At 38.4% G+C, this 23,461-nt stretch carries 20 protein-coding genes; 14 read left to right on the top strand and 6 right to left on the bottom strand.

Annotation, left to right across the window (positions count from 1 at the left end; genetic code table 11):
• Positions 1–10 precede the first annotated feature (10 nt).
• The 4 genes from Q0983_RS07075 to Q0983_RS07060 are packed head-to-tail and all read right to left on the bottom strand — an operon-like array spanning position 11 to position 3,010.
• Positions 11–1,420 (bottom strand): GspE/PulE family protein, encoded by a 1,410-nt coding sequence (locus Q0983_RS07075; protein ID WP_299550669.1) that lies wholly within the window; start codon positions 1,418–1,420, stop codon positions 11–13.
• Positions 1,421–1,423: 3 nt separating this feature from the next.
• Positions 1,424–1,903, bottom strand: coding sequence for a general secretion pathway protein (locus Q0983_RS07070; RefSeq protein ID WP_299550667.1), 480 nt, complete (start codon positions 1,901–1,903; stop codon positions 1,424–1,426).
• Positions 1,904–1,908: 5 nt separating this feature from the next.
• Positions 1,909–2,322, bottom strand: a complete 414-nt coding sequence (locus Q0983_RS07065; protein ID WP_299550665.1) for a general secretion pathway protein GspG — start codon at positions 2,320–2,322, stop codon at positions 1,909–1,911.
• A 10-nt stretch (positions 2,323–2,332) separates the two neighbouring features.
• The gene (locus tag Q0983_RS07060; RefSeq protein ID WP_299550663.1) at positions 2,333–3,010 is read right to left on the bottom strand and encodes a DNA-binding response regulator; all 678 of its coding nucleotides are present in this window, start codon (positions 3,008–3,010) and stop codon (positions 2,333–2,335) included.
• Between the two features lie 375 nt (positions 3,011–3,385).
• On the opposite strand from Q0983_RS07060, the gene Q0983_RS07055 reads away from it, so the two are divergent.
• From Q0983_RS07055 to Q0983_RS07025, 7 genes are read left to right on the top strand one after another with little or no spacing between them, the layout of a single operon-like run.
• Entirely contained in the window at positions 3,386–6,967 is a 3,582-nt protein-coding gene (locus Q0983_RS07055) for an RHS repeat domain-containing protein (RefSeq protein WP_299550661.1), read from the top strand.
• A gap of 26 nt (positions 6,968–6,993) precedes the next feature.
• Positions 6,994–7,410 carry a hypothetical protein gene (locus Q0983_RS07050; protein ID WP_299550659.1) on the top strand — a complete coding sequence of 139 codons (417 nt, stop codon included), beginning with the start codon at positions 6,994–6,996 and terminating at the stop codon, positions 7,408–7,410.
• Between the two features lie 11 nt (positions 7,411–7,421).
• The gene (locus Q0983_RS07045) at positions 7,422–13,307 is read left to right on the top strand and encodes a DUF6443 domain-containing protein (RefSeq protein ID WP_299550657.1); all 5,886 of its coding nucleotides are present in this window, start codon (positions 7,422–7,424) and stop codon (positions 13,305–13,307) included.
• Complete coding sequence (locus Q0983_RS07040; RefSeq protein WP_299550655.1) at positions 13,298–13,912, top strand: DUF1629 domain-containing protein; 615 nt, start codon at positions 13,298–13,300, stop codon at positions 13,910–13,912. Before Q0983_RS07045 ends, Q0983_RS07040 begins: the two co-directional genes overlap by 10 nt.
• Before the next feature lie 11 nt (positions 13,913–13,923).
• Positions 13,924–14,496 (top strand): hypothetical protein, encoded by a 573-nt coding sequence (locus Q0983_RS07035; protein ID WP_299550652.1) that lies wholly within the window; start codon positions 13,924–13,926, stop codon positions 14,494–14,496.
• A gap of 52 nt (positions 14,497–14,548) precedes the next feature.
• Positions 14,549–15,727, top strand: coding sequence for an RHS repeat-associated core domain-containing protein (locus tag Q0983_RS07030; protein WP_299550651.1), 1,179 nt, complete (start codon positions 14,549–14,551; stop codon positions 15,725–15,727).
• A gap of 4 nt (positions 15,728–15,731) precedes the next feature.
• Positions 15,732–16,289, top strand: coding sequence for a hypothetical protein (locus tag Q0983_RS07025; protein WP_299550649.1), 558 nt, complete (start codon positions 15,732–15,734; stop codon positions 16,287–16,289).
• A 53-nt stretch (positions 16,290–16,342) separates the two neighbouring features.
• On the opposite strand, the gene Q0983_RS07020 is transcribed toward Q0983_RS07025, so the two are convergent.
• Positions 16,343–16,672: a helix-turn-helix transcriptional regulator gene (locus tag Q0983_RS07020; protein ID WP_299550647.1), complete on the bottom strand. Its 330-nt coding sequence runs from the start codon at positions 16,670–16,672 to the stop codon at positions 16,343–16,345.
• A gap of 142 nt (positions 16,673–16,814) precedes the next feature.
• Here Q0983_RS07020 and Q0983_RS07015 point away from each other — a divergent pair, with 142 nt between their 5' ends.
• The 5 genes from Q0983_RS07015 (at position 16,815) to Q0983_RS06995 (ending at position 21,178) form a co-directional block, all read left to right on the top strand.
• Positions 16,815–18,395, top strand: coding sequence for a hypothetical protein (locus Q0983_RS07015; protein ID WP_299550645.1), 1,581 nt, complete (start codon positions 16,815–16,817; stop codon positions 18,393–18,395).
• Between the two features lie 36 nt (positions 18,396–18,431).
• On the top strand, positions 18,432–19,367 hold the full coding sequence (locus Q0983_RS07010) for a tyrosine-type recombinase/integrase (protein WP_299550643.1): 936 nt from the start codon (positions 18,432–18,434) through the stop codon (positions 19,365–19,367).
• Positions 19,354–20,238: a tyrosine-type recombinase/integrase gene (locus Q0983_RS07005; RefSeq protein WP_299550641.1), complete on the top strand. Its 885-nt coding sequence runs from the start codon at positions 19,354–19,356 to the stop codon at positions 20,236–20,238. The genes Q0983_RS07010 and Q0983_RS07005 overlap by 14 nt, the downstream gene beginning before the upstream one ends.
• A gap of 203 nt (positions 20,239–20,441) precedes the next feature.
• Entirely contained in the window at positions 20,442–20,720 is a 279-nt protein-coding gene (locus tag Q0983_RS07000; RefSeq protein WP_299550639.1) for a hypothetical protein, read from the top strand.
• A 239-nt stretch (positions 20,721–20,959) separates the two neighbouring features.
• Positions 20,960–21,178 (top strand): hypothetical protein, encoded by a 219-nt coding sequence (locus Q0983_RS06995; protein WP_299550637.1) that lies wholly within the window; start codon positions 20,960–20,962, stop codon positions 21,176–21,178.
• 16 nt (positions 21,179–21,194) lie between these two features.
• On the opposite strand, the gene Q0983_RS06990 is transcribed toward Q0983_RS06995, so the two are convergent.
• Positions 21,195–21,599: a hypothetical protein gene (locus Q0983_RS06990; protein WP_299550635.1), complete on the bottom strand. Its 405-nt coding sequence runs from the start codon at positions 21,597–21,599 to the stop codon at positions 21,195–21,197.
• 434 nt (positions 21,600–22,033) lie between these two features.
• Between Q0983_RS06990 and Q0983_RS06985 the strand changes: the two genes are divergently transcribed.
• Both Q0983_RS06985 and Q0983_RS06980 read left to right on the top strand, forming a co-directional pair.
• On the top strand, positions 22,034–22,897 hold the full coding sequence (locus Q0983_RS06985) for a ribonuclease domain-containing protein (protein ID WP_299550990.1): 864 nt from the start codon (positions 22,034–22,036) through the stop codon (positions 22,895–22,897).
• A gap of 12 nt (positions 22,898–22,909) precedes the next feature.
• Positions 22,910–23,260 (top strand): barstar family protein, encoded by a 351-nt coding sequence (locus tag Q0983_RS06980; RefSeq protein ID WP_299550633.1) that lies wholly within the window; start codon positions 22,910–22,912, stop codon positions 23,258–23,260.
• The last annotated feature ends 201 nt before the right edge of the window (positions 23,261–23,461 follow it).

The following is a 23,461-nucleotide window of genomic DNA, read 5'->3' as shown; positions in this document are numbered from 1 at the left end:
TTATGTCTTTTTAATCTGATAATAATGCATAGACCTCTTCAACCGAAGTGATCCCCTGTTTTATTAGATCAATAGCGTTTTCTTTTAATGTTGCCATATTATTTTCCGTTAAATAATTATCTATTTCCAGGGCATTGTTCTTTATATGTTTTGTCAATGCTTTATTTATTGGAATAATCTCGTAAATGGCTTTTCTGCCTTGATAGCCTGTATGATAACAAGCATGGCACCCTACAGCTACGTAATGGGATTTTAGGTCTTTTGGAATGTCAAAGTGTTCCGGAAAGAGCTCCTTAGCTATTCGTTCTTCTTTTTTACAGGTATTACAAAGTTTTCTAACCAAACGTTGCGCTACACTTACGTTTAAGGTACTTGCAATTAAAAAGGAAGGAATCCCCATATCAATGAGCCTGGAAACCGTTGCCCAGGCAGAATTGGTATGAATGGTTGATAATACCAAATGCCCTGTAAGTGCTGCTCTGATAGCCATGTTGGCTGTTTTCACATCCCTGATTTCACCTACCATGATAACATCCGGGTCCTGGCGTAAAAATGTGCGGAGGGTGCTGGCAAAATCCAGTCCGATGTTTTCCTTCAGTTGTACCTGGTTCACACCTTCCAACGTATATTCAATAGGGTCTTCAATGGTAACAATATTAGTTTTATCGTCATTGAGTAATTTTAAGGTGGCATATAGCGTTGTGGTCTTTCCGGAACCTGTTGGCCCTGAAATAAGTATAATACCATTTGGTTTTTTAATGGTTTCCGTATAAGTCTTTAATTCTTTTTTTGTAAAACCTAAATCTTGCAATTGGATGTGGTCTGCATCCTTACTTAAAATTCTAAGCACCATTTTTTCACCATGAAGGGTTGGTAAAGAGGATACCCTGATATCAAATTCCTCGGCATGGGTCTTTATAGTGATGCGTCCATCCTGAGGCAAACGTTTTTCCGAAATATCTAACCCCGCTTTTATTTTTAGCTTATTAACAATTACCGGATATTCAGATAAAGCAATAATATACTGTTCTTTTAGTTTGCCATCCAATCTGTAACGCACGCGGCATTTTGTTTCATAAGGTTCAAAGTGTATGTCACTACTGCCAATATGTTTGGCTCTTAGTAATAGTTTTTCAAGGAAATCTGCACTGTACTCCAGGTGTTCTTTAACGTTATTGGATTGTTGCCGGAAATTGGTTGTAAGGTATTGTTGTATGTTTTCAGAACTGTCTTTTAGTAATTTAATTTGTTTACCCAGTACTATTTCTAATTCCTGTTTAAGTGCTTTGGAAGGATGAGTCGTTTTAAAAACAATATGTCCGTTTTTGGCTTCCGAAGGAATAATATTGTAATGATACGCCTGCTCACTGCTGATGAGTTGCACTAAAGAGGTTTCAATATTAAAATCTGTCTTTACCATAGGTTAGATTAAATAAAGTGAATTAATTAGCCCTGCCCAGGATCCTATAAAAGCAATTCCAAAAAATAAACTGATATAACCGGCTAAAGGCACTGTAACGGTCTTTTGCTTTTTGGATAAAAAAAGATGCAGAATCAGGGCAAAGATGAAAGCACATGTTAAGAGGACTATAAATGATACGGTAGCACATCCAAAGACTAACACCATAATAAGCAGGATATCGCCCAGGCCTATAACCTGACCAATCCCGGTTTTAAGTTTTAGTTGGGCGTACAGGAAAATAACTCCGAAGAGTATGCTTATGAACACCAAATTATTTAATACCGAAACCAGGAAGAGCTCCGGGAGGGTATTCAAAAAAAACAACAGACCAATGCAGACACCAACCAAAGGAAACAGAAACCAGTGGACGGCTCTGTATTTTAGGTCCTCATATAGGATGCATCCGAACAACAAGATCAATATTATTTTTAAAAAGAGCATAAACATTAATCTTTTACTGTTTGTTTAGGTGTCCCGTTTTCATCTATTTCCCAGACATTGAATATACCGTCACTGTCAAAATCGGTAATGGCTGTGGCTCTCACTTTAAAACTGCTGTTATCGGCACTCAAAATTTCGTATACATAGTTACTGTTGCCACCGTCGTTTACAGTTTTAGGAGGTTCAAAATCTATGGCGTTTAAATCGGCAGAATACTTTGAATACATATACCTATGGCTTGTTTGTGCATTGTATATATATTTTAATTGCGTTTGGGCCTCAATACTTCTGGTCCTTGTTATTAGGGGCATTAAGTTTGGTAAAGCCAACAGTAGTAGTATACCGATTATACATAGTACAATTAAAACTTCCTGTAAGTTATAGGCCGGTAATTTGTTACTTAAATGTTTAGTTTTCATGACTTGTGTTTTATAAAAAACCTTTTTCCTTGGCTAGTTTTAAAAGTAATTTATCTGATTTTTCATCCAGGTTAAAAACCTCAATAAGCTTTCGTTTTCTTTTTTCTATGCCGGCCTGAGACAGGTTGACAATCTCTGTTAGATCTTTTGTTTTGGCACCTAAAGACAAATGGTAAAGCATTTGCCTGTCTATATCGTCTAAATTCAAATCATTAGACAGGTGACGCCTTATAACTTTGAGTACGGAATCACTATAAAACGGAATGTCATTCAGAACATCTAGAACCGCTTCAACAAAGTCTTCAGGTTTTAATTCTGATTTAACAAGCAGGCCATCAGGTTTCACATTTTTTAGAATATTGACTAACCTGTAGTTATCATTCAGCTGCGTTAAAACAATGATCTTCACTCCCGGAAAATGAAACCTTAGTTTGATAGCCAGATCATCTCCACTTACCAGCTTTCCGTTTTTAGACGGAGGTAAGTTAATATCAAGCAGGACCAAATTAATAATATTGTAATCTATGGCATGTTCGATGTCCATAATGGCTTCATCATAAGATTCGGCAATTCTTATTTTAAAATTTAAAGCATCATATCTGGAAGCGATGGTTTCCAGAACTCTGATATATCCATCAAGAACTATGGGCTGGTCTTCAATAATTAAGGTCTGTAAAGGATCGATCATTTTAAAACAATTTTTATAACATAGGCAGCGTAAGGTTCGTAACGGGCTTTTTATTGAGTTATCAATTTAAACTCAATAAAAATATTTATAAAACCCTTACTTCGGGTAAGGTTTTCCCTTACTTTAAGTAAGGTTGTTACCTATAAAGTTATCAACAATTCAGCGCCCTCCTTTAAAACCGCTTCACAAAAGGGGTTTCGTCATGCCGGATACCCCTTGCGGCGCTTAATCAACAAATCGAATATTTGTAACACATTGATTATTAAATAATTATAAAAAGTTATTAACCCTTACCCGAAGTAAGGGTTTCCCTTACTTTTAATTTCAGGCGTAGGAATACATTTATAAGCTCATAGTAATTAAAACCATGTAATTATGAATGCAAAACGTCTTATACTTATTTTAAAGGTCCTAGTCAGCACATTTATTGTAAATGCTCAAACAGGATCCTACAATGCGGAAAATCCCAACTTATCCATGGAACCGAAATCTCCTGAAGCGGCAACTTTAGGGAAGTATATTACTATGCCGATGAACTTAAGTTCGGGAGCGGCAAATATAGAAATTCCAATATTTGAAGTTCAATATGGGGATTTAAATGTACCCATAAGCCTGAGTTATGACACTTCTGGAATTCGCGTCGATGAATTATCAGGCTCTGTGGGCCTTAAATGGAACTTAAACTACGGTGGTGTTTTGTCCAGAACCGCCAGGGGCAGAAGAGATGAAGGCAACTACGGAAATGATAATTACTATAATTCAGCCGGTACACCACCCAATATACGCGGCTGGTACAATAATTCCGGATTAACGGATCTTTATACTTTTTTAGGAGATTCTTCAACCAATTTAGCAGAGACCCAGGGTTATAATACCTTTATAACCAATTTAGGGAACGGCTATTTTGATAGTCAACCGGATTTATTTGCCTTCAATGGCGTAGGGTATTCGGGCAAATTCTTCTTCGATCAGAATAAAACACCCGTACTATTTACTCAAAGCGATGCCGAAATCATAAATACCAACCCATCGGGTACAACCTTAGACTGGTCGGATTGGGTATTTAAAATGTCGAATGGCCATCATCTAACCTTCGCAGAGTCAAACAATGCCATAGAGCTTAACGGAAGTACGGATATATCAGGAAGCACACCTTTAGACATGATGCCCGATGCGTGGTATCTTACTACATATAGCAGTAGTAAAACAGGTAGAGAAATTACGTTTAGCTATGATACTGAATCGTATGAAGAGATAAGTATGACATATCCTGACGTATCCTCAGTTGCAATTTTTCCTGCGGCCACATGGAGCAGACCGGATTTGGATCCTATTTTGGAAGAATATATTAGGGCCGTCTTTGGGACGGGTGCCCTGACAACAAATTCAACTTTCGGGGTATTCAGTACATCATATGCGCCATGTGAAATGTCATCTAACAGAATAAACGTGGCAGTAAAAGAAAAACCAATAATTAAAGAAATAATTGCCGGTGATACTAAGGTAAGTTTTGTTTATACGGACAACAGGCTGGATCTTTTTCCTGTGCCCGCGGGGGAAAGTCCAAAAACATTGAATGAGATCATTGTGTATCATAAAACCAGTGTTGTAAAAAAATTCAAGTTTATTTATTCATACTATTCGAAAGATCCTGGAGTTACAATTTCATATCCCACAGCCTATACAAACAGTAGCGCAAAAGCCTCGGCTTTTATTCCGTATGCAGAAAAACGCCTGAGATTAGATACTTTGGAAGAAACCGATGCTGCCAATAATGTTGTCCGTACTTATAATTTTGAATATAATAGCGATTATCTGACCTCCCGCCTGTCCAGAGGAAAAGATATTTGGGGGTTTTATAATGGTCATGACGCCAATAAGTCCTTATATCCAAAGAGTGATTACATAAACGTATTACTGGCGGAAAGTAGTACCTGGCAGGATGAGTCTACTAAAATGAATGCATGGGGGATCGTTTGGAATGGTAGGGAAGTTTCAACCACCCACGCAAATCAAGGCAACTTAAGCAAGGTAACATATCCCACTGGAGGCAGTACCGAATTAGAATATGAAAGTCATGAGTTAGAGGCGCCCATATCTTCCGGATATCTGCAAAGTTTTAGTGAAATGTCCCTTTTTGGTTCATTTAACAGTCTGGGTGCTACGCAGGGAAACATAGCGGTCAAGCATTTTAATACATTCAATGTAGTGTCCCCGTATTTGGATTATACCATACAGGGAGGGCCACCCTGGAACCCGCAATTAGGAGGGGCCTGTAATGTAGCATCTAATTGGCAATTAAGAATATACGATAATGATACCAACCAAATCTTAATTAGTAAAAGCTTATCCAGCAATTTATATTCCACTCAGGGAACTGAACCCTTGCCCTTGAACAAAAATCTTCGGTTAGAACTGGACCCGGTATGGCAAACAAATGGTGAATACTGTTACTACTCCCGGGCCGAGGTAAAACACTTTAATGCATCTCAACCTACTTCAACGCTGGTTGGAGGCCTTAGAGTAAAAAAAATGCAATTTAAAGATTCAGGTGGCAGTTTAGCCTTCGAAAAAGTGTATCAGTACGAAAACGGGAAACTGGTTCATACACCGTTTATGAGCAATCTATTTGAATGGGATTACGGAGATTGGACAAGAGGAGGCCGAATTGATATGACTTTAATGCCGGAGCATGCGCAACAAAGTGATTATAAAGAAGGAAAGTTTTATTATTTTTCCCCAAACGGGACTTCTCCTTTTAGAACCGACTTTATAGGAAATCATATTCTTTACGGGAAGGTCACTGAACTTGCAAATGAGGGCACAACGGAGTCTACTTTTATTCTACCCAAAACATTTTATGAACTGGAGGAGGACTATCAATGGAGCTCAGCACTTCAAATGCTTCCTTTCCCGCCGCATATTCAAACTGATATGTCCGGAAAACTTGCATCCAGTAAGGTTTATGATAAAAATAGCACCTTAGTTCGTCAGACTACCAATACCTATGAGTCTTTTAAGCAGCCTACGGGTGTTGATGCATTATTGGCATCAAACTTCATGGTGAACAACACCTTAATACCATTAGATATATGGTATACTATAGAACCGGAAGTAAGCAGGCTGATCAAGACCACAGAAAAAGTGTTATTCAGCTCAGGTGAAGTGGAAACCTCTAAGGAGTATCTATATGAAAGCAGCAACCACTTTCAACCTACTAAAGAAATTACCCAAATAACAAATGGAGAGGAGTTAATAGTCAATAGAACCTACCCACCGGATTTAGTCGGCGCCGAACCTTATATGACTGAACTGGTACAGGAGAACCGAATCTCTCAGCCCATAATAACAAAATCTTATAAGGATACCAAACCCTTACAAACGAGTAAAACGATTTTCAAATCTGAAAATGGGCATATACTACCTTTTAAGGAAGAAAGTTTAAAGGGAACCGATGACCCGGCCAATCTTGAACACCTTTTAACATACAACGCTTATGATAGCCACGGCAATTTACTGGAAATAAAGAAAGAAAACGGGATTTCCATTACTTACATTTGGGGTTATAGCAAGGAATACCCTATAGCCAAGATAGAGAACTTTACATCTGCTCAGGCCAGTTCCATACAAAGTTTGATCACAGCTGCAGAAACGGCTTCAGGTGCTGATAATGACAGAACCGTGGATATTATCAATCCGGATGGCAGTATAAACTACCAGGGAAATGAAGGGGCCTTACGTCAGGCATTGGCAAATATCAGGAGCCATAGTAACTTAGATAACGCCCTGGTTACCACCTATACCTATGATCCGCTTATAGGGGTTACCAGTATCACCGACCCTAAGGGCTATACTACCTATTACAAATACGATGACTTTAACCGCTTAGAATCGGTCAAGGATGCCAATGGCAACATCTTATCCCAAAACCAGTACCATTATAAAGGGCAGCAGTAACATCTTCACTATTAAAACACACACCAATGAAAAATATAGTATATCTCCTGGTAATAACATCCATACTTACATTAAGCACCTGGGCAGTATCGGCCCAAACAGCACCCTTAGCATTTACGCTAAAAAGTAACCTGGCGTCCTTTGAACAACGCCAGACCATAGTAACGTCAACTGTAAAGAGAAACGGTAACCTGCTTACCTGGGAACAGACCAACCAGGGGGTTTCAACCACTACGGTATTCCATATAAACAATACCATAGAAAACTGGGATCCACAGACCTCCACGGGAAACATTGGTTTGGCAATGAGCTTAAACGGAGCTCCGGTAGATTTTAATCTGCAGAGTAATGCCCAGGGCATAACAGCTGCCATAATTATGAACCCAAATACGTCTGACGAAGACATCTATATCCTCAATATAAATCAGGTGTTATACCAATAAAAGCTATTACCATGTTACATAAAATGAAATATTCAGATATCAGTAAAACACTTTTAATAGTTTTTGTTCTATTGGCCTCTCAGCTAATAGCAGGGCAAAACGTTAGCGGCCCAACATCCGTATCGGAAAACAGTACGCATACTTATTCCTATGATGACGGAAGTACCCACAAGCTTAAATGGACGGTAACAGGAGGTACTATAGGCCCTAAATCAATAAACGGGACACAATACTCCGTGACGGTCAATTGGGGTAGTGCCGGATCAGGCATGGTCTCCTGTGCCGATGGGATGATCCTTTTAGGCGGCCTAAATGTGGTGATAGGGTCCACCCCGCCCACACCTACCTTAAGTGCCGTCAATCAACCTACCTGTACCACAGCAACTGGAAACTTTCTTATCATCAATCACAATTCGGCATATACTTATTCGGCAAGCCCGTCAACGGGGGTTAGTTTTTCAGGAGCCACGGTAACAGCCCCACCGGGGACCTATACCATAACGGCCACTTCAGGGTCGGTGTCTTCTAATCCGTCGGCCAGTGTTACGGTGAATGCGCAACCTTCAACACCCGGTACGCCACCTGCTCCTACTATAACCAATAACTGCGGCAATACGGTACTTACCAGGGGAAGTCATCCCAGCGGACAGACTTTATATTGGCAAAGTAGTTCCAGCGGCACCAGTACTTCTAATTCAGCCTCAACAGTGACCCGTACCAGTGGTACGGTCTATTACCTGCGTGCCAGGGACAATTCCTCCGGGTGCTGGAGTACGGCCAGAACGGTCAACTATACTATTAACAACCTCCCTGGGACACCTACGGCTCCAACGGTGCAAAGCACTAACTGTGGGAACACCGTATTGGCCAAAGGGTCTTCCCCAGGCGGGATTACCTGGTATTGGCAAAGCTCTTCCAGTGGGACCAGTACTTCTAATTCGGCTTCAACAGTAACTCGTACCAGTGGTACGATCTATTACCTGCGTGCCAGAAACAATACCACCGGGTGCTGGAGTACGGCTTCCAGTAGTGTGAATTATACTGTTAACAGTGTTCCTGCTACGCCTGCTACACCTACCATTACCAATAACTGTGGCAATACGGTACTTACCAGAGGAAGCCATCCCAGCGGACAGACCTTATACTGGCAGAGCTCCTCCAGTGGGACCAGTACTTCTAATTCTGCTTCAACAGTCACCCGTACCAGTGGTACCGTCTATTACCTGCGTGCCCGAAACAATACTACCGGGTGCTGGAGTACGGCCAGAACAGTGAACTATACCATCAATAGTGTTCCTGCTATACCTGATATGCCTGCCATTACCAATAACTGTGGCAATACGGTACTGACCCGTGGGACACCTCCCAGTGGGATTACCTGGTATTGGCAAAGCAGCTCCAGCGGGACCAGTACTACTAATTCTGCTTCAACAGAGATCCGTAACAGCGGTACGGTGTATTACCTGCGTGCCCGGAACAATACCTCCGGATGCTGGAGTACGGCCAGAACGGTGAGTTATAGTATTACCCAACCCTCTACCTGGTATGCCGATTCGGACGGGGATAGCTATGGGGATCCTAATACTTCGCAATCGGCCTGTTCCCAGCCTTCAGGTTATGTGTCCAACAACAGTGATTATGATGACTCTACGGTACACATTACCAACATCGCCCCCCAGAATTTTTACCAGGATATAGACGGGGATGGTTTCGGGGACCCGGCAGTCAGTGTTTTTTATAGTGTGGCCCCCGCAGGGTATGTCACCGATAATACAGACCAGTGCCCTACCATTTCAGGGGTGGCGGCCAACAATGGCTGCCCGGACTGTAGCTTAAGTGATGAAAACTACGTATATACCATAACCCCCAGGAAGCCAACTACGGATGTGTCCGTCGGATTGGGCTATGACGATAAAATTGAAAGTGTTACTTATTTTGACGGCCTGGGCAGGCCCATGCAAAGCGTTGGTATGCGCGCCGGGGGGAACCGTGAAAGTATTGTGACCCATATAGGTTATGACTCATACGGCAGGCAGGACAAAGAGTTTCTACCATATCCGGTAAGTGCTTGTGCCGCTTTTCAAAGCAATGCGGAAAGTGATACTAAAACTTATTACTACAATGCCAGCAGGTTTGCCAATGATTTTACAGGGATGACCCAGAGTACGGTCAACCCCTATGCTGAAAAGCATTTGGAAGCTTCACCGCTTAGCAGGGTCTTGGAACAGGCAGCACCGGGAGCGGATTGGGCTTTGGACAAACAAAACGATACGGACCATACCATAAAGTTTGACTATCAAACCAATACGGGGAGTGAAGTCAGACGCTATGAGGCCGGTACTACACCCAGTACTGTTGACAATGTTATAACTTATAACCCTACCCTGGTTCTGGATACCAGTGCCGGGAACAACAATGGTTATTATCAGGCCGGGGAGCTTTATAAAACCATTACTAAGGATGAGAACTGGACCAGTGGTACCAACCATACCACCGAGGAGTTTAAAGACAAACAGGGCCGTGTGGTCTTAAAGCGTACGTATGGGGCCAGTGATATTAATATGGACGGGGACACTTCAGATCCGGGAGAGGCCAATGCGGCGCATGACACTTATTATGTGTATGATGATTATGGTAACCTTAGCTATGTACTCCCTCCAAAGGCGGAGGCGCATACCTCCTTGCCGGATGCTACCGAGCTTGCGGAATTGTGTTATCAATATAAATACGACATCAGGAACCGTTTGGTGGAAAAGAAAATTCCCGGGAAAGACTGGGAATATATTGTGTATGACAACCTGGACAGGCCGGTATTGACACAAGATGCCAACCAAAGGGTGCCTTCTACTGACGAATGGTTGTTTACCAAATATGATATCCTTGGCAGGGTGATCTATACGGGGACTTATGATTCCAACAGCACCAGAACCGGTTTACAGGATACTTTTAATAATAAAAGTGCTGCAGATAATTACGAGGCTAAGGTCACATCAGGTACAGGTTATGCCAATACCTATTACACTAATGATGATTTTCCTAATGCAAGTATTGACATCTTAACCGTTAACTATTATGACAACTATACCTTTGACTTAGCTGGTGGTGCCTCAGAGAGTGCTTATGGGATAACTCCTGAAACCAATGTTAAAGGCTTAGCTACGGGAAGCAAGGTAAAGGTATTGACTACCAGTGACTGGATCACCACCGTGACCTATTATGACGACAAATCCAGGCCGGTCTATGTCTATAGCTTTAATGATTATCTGGATACGACTGATAAGGTTAAAAGCAAACTGGATTTTACAGGGCTGGTAGAAGAAACCACTTCTACCCATGATAAAATAGGGTATCCTACTATTACCTCCAAAGATTTTTTCACTTATGATCATGTGGGACGCTTAATATCTCAAAAACAAAAGATCAACGCATTGGCTGATGAGCTTATTGTCTTAAACGGTTATGACGACCTGGGCCAATTGGAGCACAAAAAAGTTGGTGGGGATGTTGACAGTACCATAGAAAACTCTTCCGGGTTACAAACCGTAAATTATGCCTATAATATCAGGGGCTGGTTAAAACAGATCAATAACCCTGCAAGTTTGGGGAATGCCCTATTTGGCTTTAAAATAAATTATAACACAATAGACCATCATACCAGTAACGACAAAAAGCTATATAACGGTAATATTTCCGAGACCGAATGGAAAACAGCCAACACCGATAACGGTTTAAAATGGTATAAATACAGTTATGATGCCCTTAATAGAATTACCAGTGGGACCAACATTTCAAGTAATTATAACCTGAGCTCAGTGGCCTATGACAAAAATGGCAACATTACTAGTTTAGTAAGACAAGGTGTAAGGACTATGAGTGGCAGTACGGTTACCAGCTATGGGGAAATGGATAATTTAACCTATTCCTACCAGGCTAATAGTAACAAACTGTTAAAGGTAGCTGATGCCGCCACACTGGACCAATACGGATTTAAGGATGATGCTGTTAATGCTGCCACCGATACCGCCAATGATTATACATATGACAGTAACGGTAACATGTTAACGGATGCCAATAAAGGCATTTCATCTAATATTACTTACAACCATCTAAATTTACCTACACATGTAGTACTAAGTAGCGGAAATATTTCTTACATTTACGATGCCACCGGTGTTAAAATGGAAAAGAAGGTTGTAGAAGGTGCTAATACTACTTTTACTTATTACGCCGGTAACTATGTATATGAAGATACAGGCACCGGCAGTTCTTTGAAATTCTTTAACCACCCTGAGGGATATATAGATACCTCCAGCGGTTATGAGTATGTCTACCAGTATAAAGATCATTTGGGGAATGTGAGGTTGAGCTATCAGGATAATAATTCCGTTACATTAGACAATGATACTTTTGACTCCGGAACAGGTGGTTGGCAGGGGCAATCGGCAACTTTAGTTAATGAGAATCAAAAGTTAAAAGTGACAGCTTCCAACCAATGGGCTGGCGTACAGAAATATTATGATGTAACTGTTGGAGATAAGATCAATTATCAACTGTTATTGGATAAAGCCACTACAGAAAAACTGGTACTGGTTATCTATGAGCATGATAACAATTATGTAAAACTTAAAACTACAGTTATTGATTCTGATGCTAATGGATTTATTAGTGGTTCTTATGATGTTACCACCGGTTCTAAGATCAGGATAAAAGTAGAAAAAGGGATAGCCGGTGATAACGGTACTTCTACTTATTTTTATTTGGACAATGTATTAGTAATCAATTCTAAAATAGAAATACTGGAAGAGAACAACTACTATCCTTTTGGTTTGAAACATCAGGGATATAACAACAACCCTATATCCTCGAATATTGCTTTAAAATGGAAATATAACGGTGTTGAGTATGAAGAGGCTTTAGGGATGAATCTCTATGAAATGGATGTTAGAAGTTATGACCCAGCCATAGCTAGGTTTACTTCTATTGACCCAGTTACTCATTATAGCCAATCTACATACACAGCCTTTGACAATAATCCAGTGTTTTGGGCTGACCCCAGTGGAGCGGATGGTAATATGCCAAGTTGGATGCAAAAACTATGGGATGCATCAGGAAGTGGTAGAACAGATTGGTTTCCCGATGGAAAAGGAGGTTTTACAAATACTCCAAATGAGGGGCAAACAAAAACTGAACATATAAAGAGGAGATCTGGAAGGAGAGGAATTGTAACAAAATATTATCATGCTGGTGGAGTTGATAGCTCTAAGCCTGCTGGCTGGTATTCCGCGGTAGAATATGGAAAAATAGTCGCTCCAATAGCAATACAGATGGCAATTGAAATCTTTGGATGGAATACAAATACTGGTACATCTATGGTTTTTTCTGCTAGTTTGGATACATTTCTAGAAAGTAGAACTTTTGCTAATGGATATTTTGGCTTTCTGTTATCATTTGGGTATGAGCTAAAAATAAAGGAACAAGAAAGAATAAATACGAGGGCTAGTGGTCTCGTATCTCCAATGGGTATAGATTCACCATTTTTCTTAATAGCTCTTGGAAACGCTGGCAAATTTCTTGGTTTTAGTAGAGTGGCCGCTAGTGCTTTACCGACACAAATACATCATTTTGCAACAAATAAAAATAAGTTCTGGACACCACTAATGGAAAAGATAGCTCACCGATTCGGTCTTAGTTTAGATGGAGCATGGAATAAAATGGCTTTACCTCATCATTTAGGACGTCATCCAAATGAATATCATAAATTTGTATATGATGGTATGATAAGAGCAGCTCATGGTTCAGGTGGTAATCAAGCCAAATTTATTCAACTGTTCAATGCTTATGTTAAAAAACCAGTAATAAAGAACCCACAATTACTAAGAAAAGCAGGATGGAAATAGTAGAAAAGTATTATTCAATAAATTGGCATAATAGAGGAAATTCAACCCCTAGTGCTTTTTACGGAGAGCAAGGAATTTTAGGTTTTGAGTTAATTCCCGTGCTAGAATTAAAAAATAGCTTTCCAGAAGATTTTACTCTAAAAAAGATAACAGAAACATCTAAAGGAATTGATGTGAGTGAAGATTTCAATGGTGAAAGTGAAATATGGTTAGACTATTTGCCTAATGACTTAGCTTTCCCTTTAATGTCTAAAAGAATGAAAAAGATTATAAATGATAAAATATCAGAAAGGGAAGCAATTAAATGGATTGAGGCAAAAGTAAATTATAAAGGAAACTCTAAAGAATATTTTGTCCCATTATTTACTAAAGCTTTAGATGTGCTAGATGTTAAAAGAACAAAGTATGTTCCAGGAACCGACCATATTATAAAAGCTTTTTTCTCAAAAGAAAAAGTCATCAAATATAATTTATTCCATAAGCCTGCATCAGAAGACCACTTATTTAAAATCACATCAGATATATATGTTTCAAGTGAAATAGAGAAAGTAATTACTAAGGAAAAATTATCAGGGATATTGTTAGAAGAAATAAAAACTTTATAGATTAAGGTGCAATGCGTGTAATTTTTAAATTTTTATGTCTCATTATAATTTTTAATAGACCGTGTTTTTCTCAAGAATACAAGTATGAAGTTTTAAATAATGAATTATTAAAAATATCATTTGCACAGGATAGTTCTTTTGTAAGATTTAAAAATGAAGCAGGAAATTATTTAAATGGGCAAAAGAAAATTATATATTTAGATGGTTCTCGCTCTTTGGTTTCGTTCATTGATGGCTTTCCTGATGGCAAATGGGTTATAGAAGATAATGAAGGGGTTATCATAAGTATCTCCGATTATAAAAAAGGAATGAAACATGGTTATGCTATTTACTATTATTTAAATGGTAATAAAAGGTTCGTTGCAAAATATATTAACGGCTACCAAGAAGGCAAGCAAGAAATGTATTATTATAGTGGAATTTTAGGAGGTGAGTTTTATTGTAAACATGGCAAAAAACATGGTATTGAAACTTGGTATAACGAAGAGGATAATTCCATAAAAAAAATATCTTATTTTATAGAGGGTAAAGAAGTTGACAAGTCTGAATATTTGAAAAGAGAGTTGGGTAGTATCCCAAATTAGGACATGGTTTGAAAACAGGATTTAAATAATTGAAAAACAGTGGTTAACAGGAATGTTAATCACTGTTTTTCTATGCCAATCTCTACATTCAAGAAAATTAAAGTTTACACAATTAGAAAACGATAAAATTTCTTACATTTACGATGCCTTAGGCACTAAGTTAAGTAAAACGGTAAGTACAGGTAATACTACCTATTATGCCGGTAACTATGTGTATGAAGGCAGTTCTTTGAAATTCTTTAACCACCCCGAGGGCTATGTGGATACCTCGAATGGGTACGAGTATGTTTACCAGTATAAAGACCATTTGGGGAATATACGCCTAAGTTACCAGGATAGTGATAATGATGGTATTGCAGAGACTTCTGAAATACTGGAAGAGAACAACTACTATCCCTTTGGCATGCGCCATAAAGGATACAACAATGTGGTAAACTCTACCAATCCCGCACAGAAATATAAATACAATGGTAAAGAACTTAATGATGAACTTGGATTGGACTGGTACGATTATGGTGCAAGGAACTATGACCCTGCACTTGGTAGATGGATGAACCTAGACCCACTTGCAGAGGAAATGAGAAGACATAGCCCATATAATTATGCGTTTAACAACCCTCTTAGGTTTATAGACCCTGATGGAATGGCTCCTGACGATATAATCATTGGTAGGTCTAGAGGTATGTCTGATGAAGATTACGAGAAATTTAAAACTCAAGTTTTGACAGATTTACAGAAGCTTACAGCAGAAACTTTAGAAGTAGACAACGACGGCAACGTAACTATTAGTGGTTGTGGAGGAACTGATACTTGTTCTGCTGGTACAGATTTAGTTTCAGATTTAATTAATGATGATAGTAAAACAACTATTTTTAAATCTTCAAGAAACCAGACTATTCCAGATAATAGAGATGAAAGAAGTGAAGTTAAAGAGGACGGGACACCTGGTGCGGGCTCTGATTTTGTGAAAGTTAATTATAATCCAGATTTAACTGATGGGGGAACAGATGTTAACGGAAGTGACCAACGTCCTGCTTTTATTGGACTTGGCCATGAATTAGGCCATGCGAGAAGTGCCGTTGAAGGTTTACGAGATAAGAGTTCATCTGGGGTTAGAGACCCTGATGAAGGGGCTGTGCCAAACACTTTAAGTAAAGAAGAGTTAAAGGCAAGAAAATTTGAAAATAAATTAAGAAAAGAACACGGGATACCGTTAAGGAAAGTAAACTAATTTAATGATGAATTACAAGTTTTTATTTCTAGGAATAATATTGAGTCTTAGTAGTTGCATTAAAAAACAAGATTCACACAAAGAGTACGTAGACTTATCTTTTAATTCTTGGAAATCAGCTACCGAAAGCACTTTAAAGACAGATGTCCAAATAGATGAGCTCACAAGGTTGAATATGTCTAATTTATTCAAACATATCACTAAAGCTGATTTTGATGAACTTAAAAAAATGATTAAAGTAGAAAATTTTCACAAGCAATATTTTTTACTCCAAAGTTATGAAGGTGAAGTGGCTTCTTATGATTTGCATTACATTATTCAAAAGAACAATAGCTATTATTGGTCATCTTTGAAAATTGGAAATGAAGAAAAAACTTTTACTAAAGGTAAGTTTGTCTCAAAAGTGGACTTTAGTGAATTAATCGATAAAAAAGTTCGCTCTGAACTGGCAGGGTTAAATGTTATAATCACCTATAAAGTTGATAAAACACTAGATTCCAAATATTTAATTTTGAATGATGAGATTCTTAACTTTATGAACAATATTAGTAATGCCAAATAAAGTTTGTAACTCTGAGTCTTTATAAAAATAAAACCACCTTCGGGTGGTTTTTTTTATGTGTATGCTTTTTTAGCCTTAAAATCACGAATGGACATATCGATAAAGTAAAAAAGCTTCTCCCTTACTTCCTGTGGCAGGTTTTGCACTTCAAGAATACGCTGCAAGGTTTTATTGTCCAGCTCCACATCCGTTTTACCTACCAAATAATCCAAGGACACTTCGAGCAGGTCGGCCAGTTTAGTGGCCGTCTCGATGGACGGCTTCATCTCGCCACGTTCGTAACGTCCGATAACAGGAGCTTTAGTACCAAGATGGTTGGCCACTTCTTCTTGTGAAAGCCCTTTAGACTTCCTTACTTCTACCAAACGTTTACCAAAACTCATAAGTGTTTATTATTACAGTTAAATCAAGTATTTAGCAAATGTACAGAACCTAAAAGTATTTATCAAATCGTATTAATGTTGTTTATTTAGAATTGATTAGTTATTTTTGAAACTGAAAAGTACTATCAAAATATTTTTAAAAATGTTAGACACTTCCAATCCGAACAACTACCAGTACACCACCAAACATTTAGAGATACACGTTCTGGGCGGTATAAAGCTTAACAAACTGGAAAGTTTACGGGTAACCGTGAGCATCCAAAAGCCAAAGCAACATAATGTTCTAAGGCACTCCATAGACCTGTACAACGACAACCAAGTAGAAAAGTTTACCCGAAAGATTGCAGAACGCTTGGAGATAGGCACGAGCGTAGCACGCAAGACATTACAGGAACTGACCAAAGAACTTGAAAACCACCGCTTTTTGTTGCTAGAAAAAGAAGCCGAACTGCACAGACCCTATTTTAAGGAGCTATCGGCAACAGAAGAAAAACAAGCCATAACCTTTTTAAGGTCTAAAGACCTATTGAACAAGACCAACAAATTGATAGGTCAAAGCGGTGTCATTGGCGAAGAACACAACAGGCAAACCATGTACCTGATATTTACGAGCAGAAAAACAAACAACCCGTTGCATTGTATAAGCTTGGGAAGCTCCGGAGTTGGAAAAACACATTTACAAAGTAAGGTTGCGGAACTCATCCCGGAAGAAGATAAAGTGGAAATTACCGTACTATCAGCAAACGCCTTTTATTACTTCAACCGCACAGAATTACAGCACAAATTAATATTGATAGAAGACTTGGACGGTGCGGAATCTGTACTCTATCCACTCAGGGAACTGCAATCCAAAAAGCGCATTACAAAAACGGTAGTCCATAAAGATACCAAAGGTACAACCAAAACGGTACACCTAACGGTTGAAGGCCCTGTAAGTGTTGCAGGATGCACCACACAGGAGAGTATCTATGAAGATAACAGCAACCGCAGTTTTTTACTCTACATAGACGAAAGCGAAACGCAAGACCAAAAAATAATGGACTATCAGCGATTGATAAGCGCAGGTAAAGTAAACGAACAGCAGGAACAAAAAGCCAAAGAATTATTGAAAAATGTACAAAGGGTACTCAAACCAATCAAGGTCATAAACCCTTTTGCAGAACATTTACAATTACCGAAATCGGTCTTTAAACCACGTAGAACCAACAGCCATTATTTACAGTTTATAGAAGCGATAACCTTTTACAAACAGTACCAAAGGGAAAGGCAATATGACGAGCAAACAGGCGAAGAATATATCGAAACCACAATCGAGGATATACAGGAGGCTAACGAACTGATTATTGATGTTCTGTTACGAAAAAGCGACACCATTACAGGAGCATGCAGAAACCATTTAGAGAAGTTGAAAACCTACTTAAAGACCAATAATCAAAAGACTTTTACAAACGCTGAAATTAGAAGAAACCTACGAATAAAGGAAACCACGTTAAGACGTTACAATGCACAATTGTTAGCAGAGAATTATATACAAAGGGTCAAGAAATCAAAGACCAAAAGTTACTGCTTTGAAGTGGTGGACGTGGACGAATATACCAATCTGAAAGCACAGATAAATGAAGCATTGCAGAACTGTATCGTACAGATAGAACTCGCCATATCGCCACAAAGTCGCCACCAACAAAATGGCGAGGTTAAAAACAAGAAAGTCAGTCAGTTATAGCAACTCGCCACAAAAGTCTAAAAAACACATACCGAAGTGAAAAAATTAAAGCTAAAGAACGACGTATTTAAAATGTTCGTTGCCAACTACAAAGAATGGTTGGATATCCTCGGTTATGCAGAAAGTACGGTGTATTACCTGCCAAACCATTTACAGGAGTTCTTTTATTACGTGGAACAGCAGAACATCAAGACGCTTACCGAAATCACGACCAAGACCGTAAAGGATTATTATAGCTCGCTCAAAGAACGGGCTAACGAAAGGCGCAACGGCGCACTTAGTAAAAGCTATCTGAACAAGCATCAACAGGCATTAAAGAAGTTCAAGGAATATTTACAAAACCACAATTACAAGCACTTTAACGTACACCTGAAAAACGAGACCAACCCTACCGAAGAAAAGCTAAATATATTGACACAGGCAGAGATAAAGACACTCTTTAATGCCACGGAGCATAGCCATGACGCACAGCGCATCAGGCTTCGGGACAAAGCCATATTGACCGTTTTATATAGTTGTGGGCTGCGCAGGAATGAAGCTGTAAACCTCGATGTTAGCGATATCCTTTTTGACAAAGAACGAGTGTACGTTAGAAAGGGTAAGAACTACAAAGAAAGGTTCGTGCCTATCAACAGGAAAAATGCCGAGATATTAGAGGATTACATTTATGAGGCACGACCAGAGTTTTACCAGAGCCATTTAAGCGAAGCTTTGTTTATCAACCAAAAAGGTACACGTATGCAAGGTATGAGCTTCGCCAACAGGTTAAAGGCCATTGTACAGGCTGCAAACGATAAGACCATTGCAGAAAAGCATATCACACCACATATACTAAGGCACTCCATAGCAACGCACCTATTGCAGCACAACGTCGATTTAGAGACCATAAAGACCTTTTTGGGGCACACCTCATTGGAAAGTACGCAGATATATGTCCATTTACTTAAAACCATAGAAAATGAAAACGTATAAGCAATATTTACAGGAGCAAGCTTACAGCGAAACCACCATTACGGGCAATGAAAAACAGGTAGAAAGCTTTAAAAAATGGTGCAAGCGTAACCATACCACGCCCATAGAAATCGATTATAAGACCTGCTTAAAGTTCATTAAATACCTGAACAGAAAAGGTACAGCAAAACAGACGGTCAACCACAGGGTCAGGAGCATAAAGACCTATTTTAACTACTTGATTGACGTAGCTTACAGGACGGACAATCCCATAGATAACATTATTATAAAAGGAGAACGGAGAAGCATTAATTACAATCTGTTGGAAGCTGACGAACTAGAGGATTTATACTACTCTTTTGAAACAGAAAACATCAAGGACAAGTACCACAGATTAACAGCAAAACGAAGTAAAGTAATAACGGGATTAATCGTCTATCAAGGCTTAAATACAACAAGTCTGAATAAGTTGAAAACAGAACATTTACAGCTTAACAAAGGTAAAATCTATGTGCCGAGTACTAGGAAAAGCAATGCAAGGGAACTGGAATTAAAGCCCTGGCAAATCATGGAATTTATAGAATACCAAAACGAAGTGTTGCCACTGTTACAAAAGCGAATCAAAAACTATACGGATTTACTGTTCCCAATTAATACGAGGTTTAATGTACTTACTTCACAGATAACCAAGAAGCTGAAAAAGTACAACCAGAAAGTAGAAAACCCGAAACAGATTAGGGCATCGGTAATAACCAACTGGTTAGGACAATACAACCTTAGAAAAGTACAATACTTGGCAGGACACCGTTACATAAGTTCTACCGAAAGGTATTTACAAGATGATTTAGAGAACCTGCATGAAATGGTAAATAACTTCCATCCAATAAGCTAAAAATATATTCCATGAAAACACATAACAGAAGTCCATAAAAAAACAATGCATATTTATTCCTTAAAAGTATAACACAAATAATAACAAAGTGTATTTTTACAAAATCCCACTACGCTTACAGGTCAAGGAAACTCCTGTGCTGCCGTTATACGCAGAAGGAAAGCTACGGTGGGTATCTTTTTAATCCTTTAAAGTATAACAAAATGAAACCACAAGAATTTAAGTCAAGGTACGGTTGTACCCTGCAAACAGACCCCGAAACCAAACAGCACTATATTAAACTTCCAGTTACTGATTTTAACCAACTTGCCTATATGCAAGAATCGTTACTCGAAGGTATATTATTGTTGACCCAACTGGAAGAAAGGCACTATAAAAGAGAACAGTTACAAAGCGTGATGTATTGGCTCTGTAAACTGGTTTTACTTACCTATCCACATGATGAACTGGAAGGGCTGTCAAAATGGTTAGAATCTGAATAAACTAAGTCCACGCAAAGCAAGTCCAGTATTATCGTACCTCAAACACCTCTGTACTTGCTTTGCTTCCTTACCACCGCATCACCCAAGCTAAGTTACATAATTGGCATTATAATACTGCCGCTACATCCCACCGAAACCAAAGCCGTAGTTATAATGTAAATTATGTAAAATATCCGCTAAATCCGACGCACAAATACGAACGGAAAAAGAACAAAAATTTAATACTTCAAGATGTGTGCGTGTGGCCACAAATAGCCCAAAACATTACGGGACGTTCAATCGGCACTTTGCCTATCATTTTAAAAAGACGAAGATTGCCCAGCGCAGGATCCGCAACAGCTTTAAATCTTCATCTTTTTAAAACGTTTGCTTCCGATGAAAACGTTTTAAAAGTTGATGTAACAGAGGTCGATACATGCGGTTGGGTTGCATCAGCTTTTAAAATGGAACAACCGTAGGGCGTTAGCACTTAAATTATAACCCCTTTTTATTACTCTTTTTAAAATATATGGAAGGGAAATCTTTATCCTTTAATTTTAAATCTTTCCTTATGGATTTTATTAGTTCTGTTAGATAAAGGTCGTGTAAACTCTGTTCTTTTCCAGCTCCTTCATGCTCATATTTTAACATCTTTTTTATTACATCTTCATTAGCTATTAGGAAAAGCTTATCTCTGGCAAAAACATATTTATTGATATTATCCTCGATATTGTCAGCAATAAGGTTGTGGAGAGCTTCAATGTAAAATATATAATGGTCTTCTTTTAGCTTCCTTGTTTGTAATGCAATGGTATTTTTATTAGCCAACCAAGCACCAATAAGTGAAACTATTATTGCAGAAAAAGCTCCTAGAATAGAAATTAAAATACCTGTTTCCAAATCATTTAGTTTTAATTAAAAGTAATAAAAATTAATGTTCTGAACTTCAGGTGTCGGAAGTTCGGATGCAGGGAGTATTTTACATAAAACTGGTTATAGCTACGCCATTGGTGGTGCGAGGAAGTACTATAACCCGTTTTATGTAACTTGACGAGGGAAAGGAAGCAAGTAAAAGATAGAGGGTTTTTGTTCGAGCAAAAAACTAGGTTTTACTTGCGCGGGATTAGATAATAACCAAAAAATGCCCTCTTGCTAATTATAGGAAATTGGTACTCCGCTCTCAAAAAAGCCCATTAAAAAACTAAGGTAAAACCACATCGGATTTAGTAGGAAAACAGTTATATTTACATCAGTAAAACGTTCTTTAAAAATTTTTTTGTTGCTGCTCTTTGAATAGGTATGCCGTAAAAGTGCGCCAGAGTTGAAAAAAACGCATAAACTACTATCCCTTTGGTGGGAAACACAGAGGTTACAATTATAACGTTGCCTCTACTAATATTGCACTTAAGAGAAAGTTCGGTGGTAAGGAGTATCAGGATGAATTAGATTTAAATTGGTACGATGTTACGGCACGTAACTACGACCCGTATCTTGGCAGGTGGATGAACATTGACCCGTTGGCCGATGCTCAGTTCAATTATTCTCCATATCATTATGTATATAATAATCCAATTCTATACAATGACCCAACTGGTATGATTGGTGAAAGAGCTATTGGGTGGGCTACTAAGGTTATTAATGAGGATGACCCAAGTCAAGTGATTGACATAGATGATGGTTATGATTTTGAATTTTATGTAAGTAGTGAGGTTTTTAATATTATTAAGGAAAAAGGGAGTATTAAAGGCACTGGAGCTTATTATAGGTGGTATATAAAAGCCCTTGGTTATGAAATGAAGAAAACTGATGGTAGTGCGTCCGATGAAGTATCAAGTTTTCTTCTAAATGATGCTATAGGAGATGTTTTAGTTGCAGTATCAGAGAAAGATATTAGTGGAGGAGTCTATAATATAGCGGCTTCTAAACTTAAAAAGCTCAAAAAACTAAAAAAATGGATTAAAAAAAATAAAGGCAAAATTCCTGGAACTAAAAAAGGTGATGTAGAGTTTAAAAATAGAGAGGGAAAACTTCCGAAGACAGATGCCGATGGCAAACCTATCACTTATAAAGAATATGACATAAACCCTGCCCCTCCAAAAGGACAAACCAGAGGAACTGAAAGGATGGTAAAGGGTAGTGATGGTAAAGTTTATTATACTGATGACCACTATAAAACCTTCACAGAAATAGAGGATTAAACAATTTTATATATGATTATTGATAAAGATAGTTTTGTGGGTTCAATAAATGGACTACAATGCCCTACTAAAAGTGATGCTTTACGTGAGTTTGGAAATAGTTTTCTATTCCCAAAATACTATGGTAATAACTTGGATGCTTTAGAGGATTGTTTAACAGACCTCTCTTGGATAAAACAGTCTAAAGTTATATTAGTCATTAATGACTTTGATTTATTTTTGACTAATGAAACAGAAGAATTTAAATCTAGTTTTTTAGAGTTGTTATATGATGTACAAAAAGAATGGAATGAAGACCAAAATAAAGAAGATAGTAAACAATTTTATTTTGTAAACAATTTTCTTGCTGAACGAAGTTGGTAATGGGTCAAAATGGCGCTTTCTAAAAAAAGTATCATTTTGTTATTGATTATCAGAAATTTAAATAAAAAATGAGCCTCGATTAAGAGGCTCATTATAGTTCCTTGAAAGATGAAACATCTATTAAAACCTATTAAATAAAGTTTTCTTATCCCTACGTAGGTCAAATTGGTGCTTGGTTATATTTGTGGTCATGAATTGTAA

This window comes from Seonamhaeicola sp. (assembly GCF_028281565.1).
Taxonomy (GTDB): domain Bacteria; phylum Bacteroidota; class Bacteroidia; order Flavobacteriales; family Flavobacteriaceae; genus Seonamhaeicola.
This window is presented reverse-complemented; position numbering and strand designations above follow the sequence as displayed.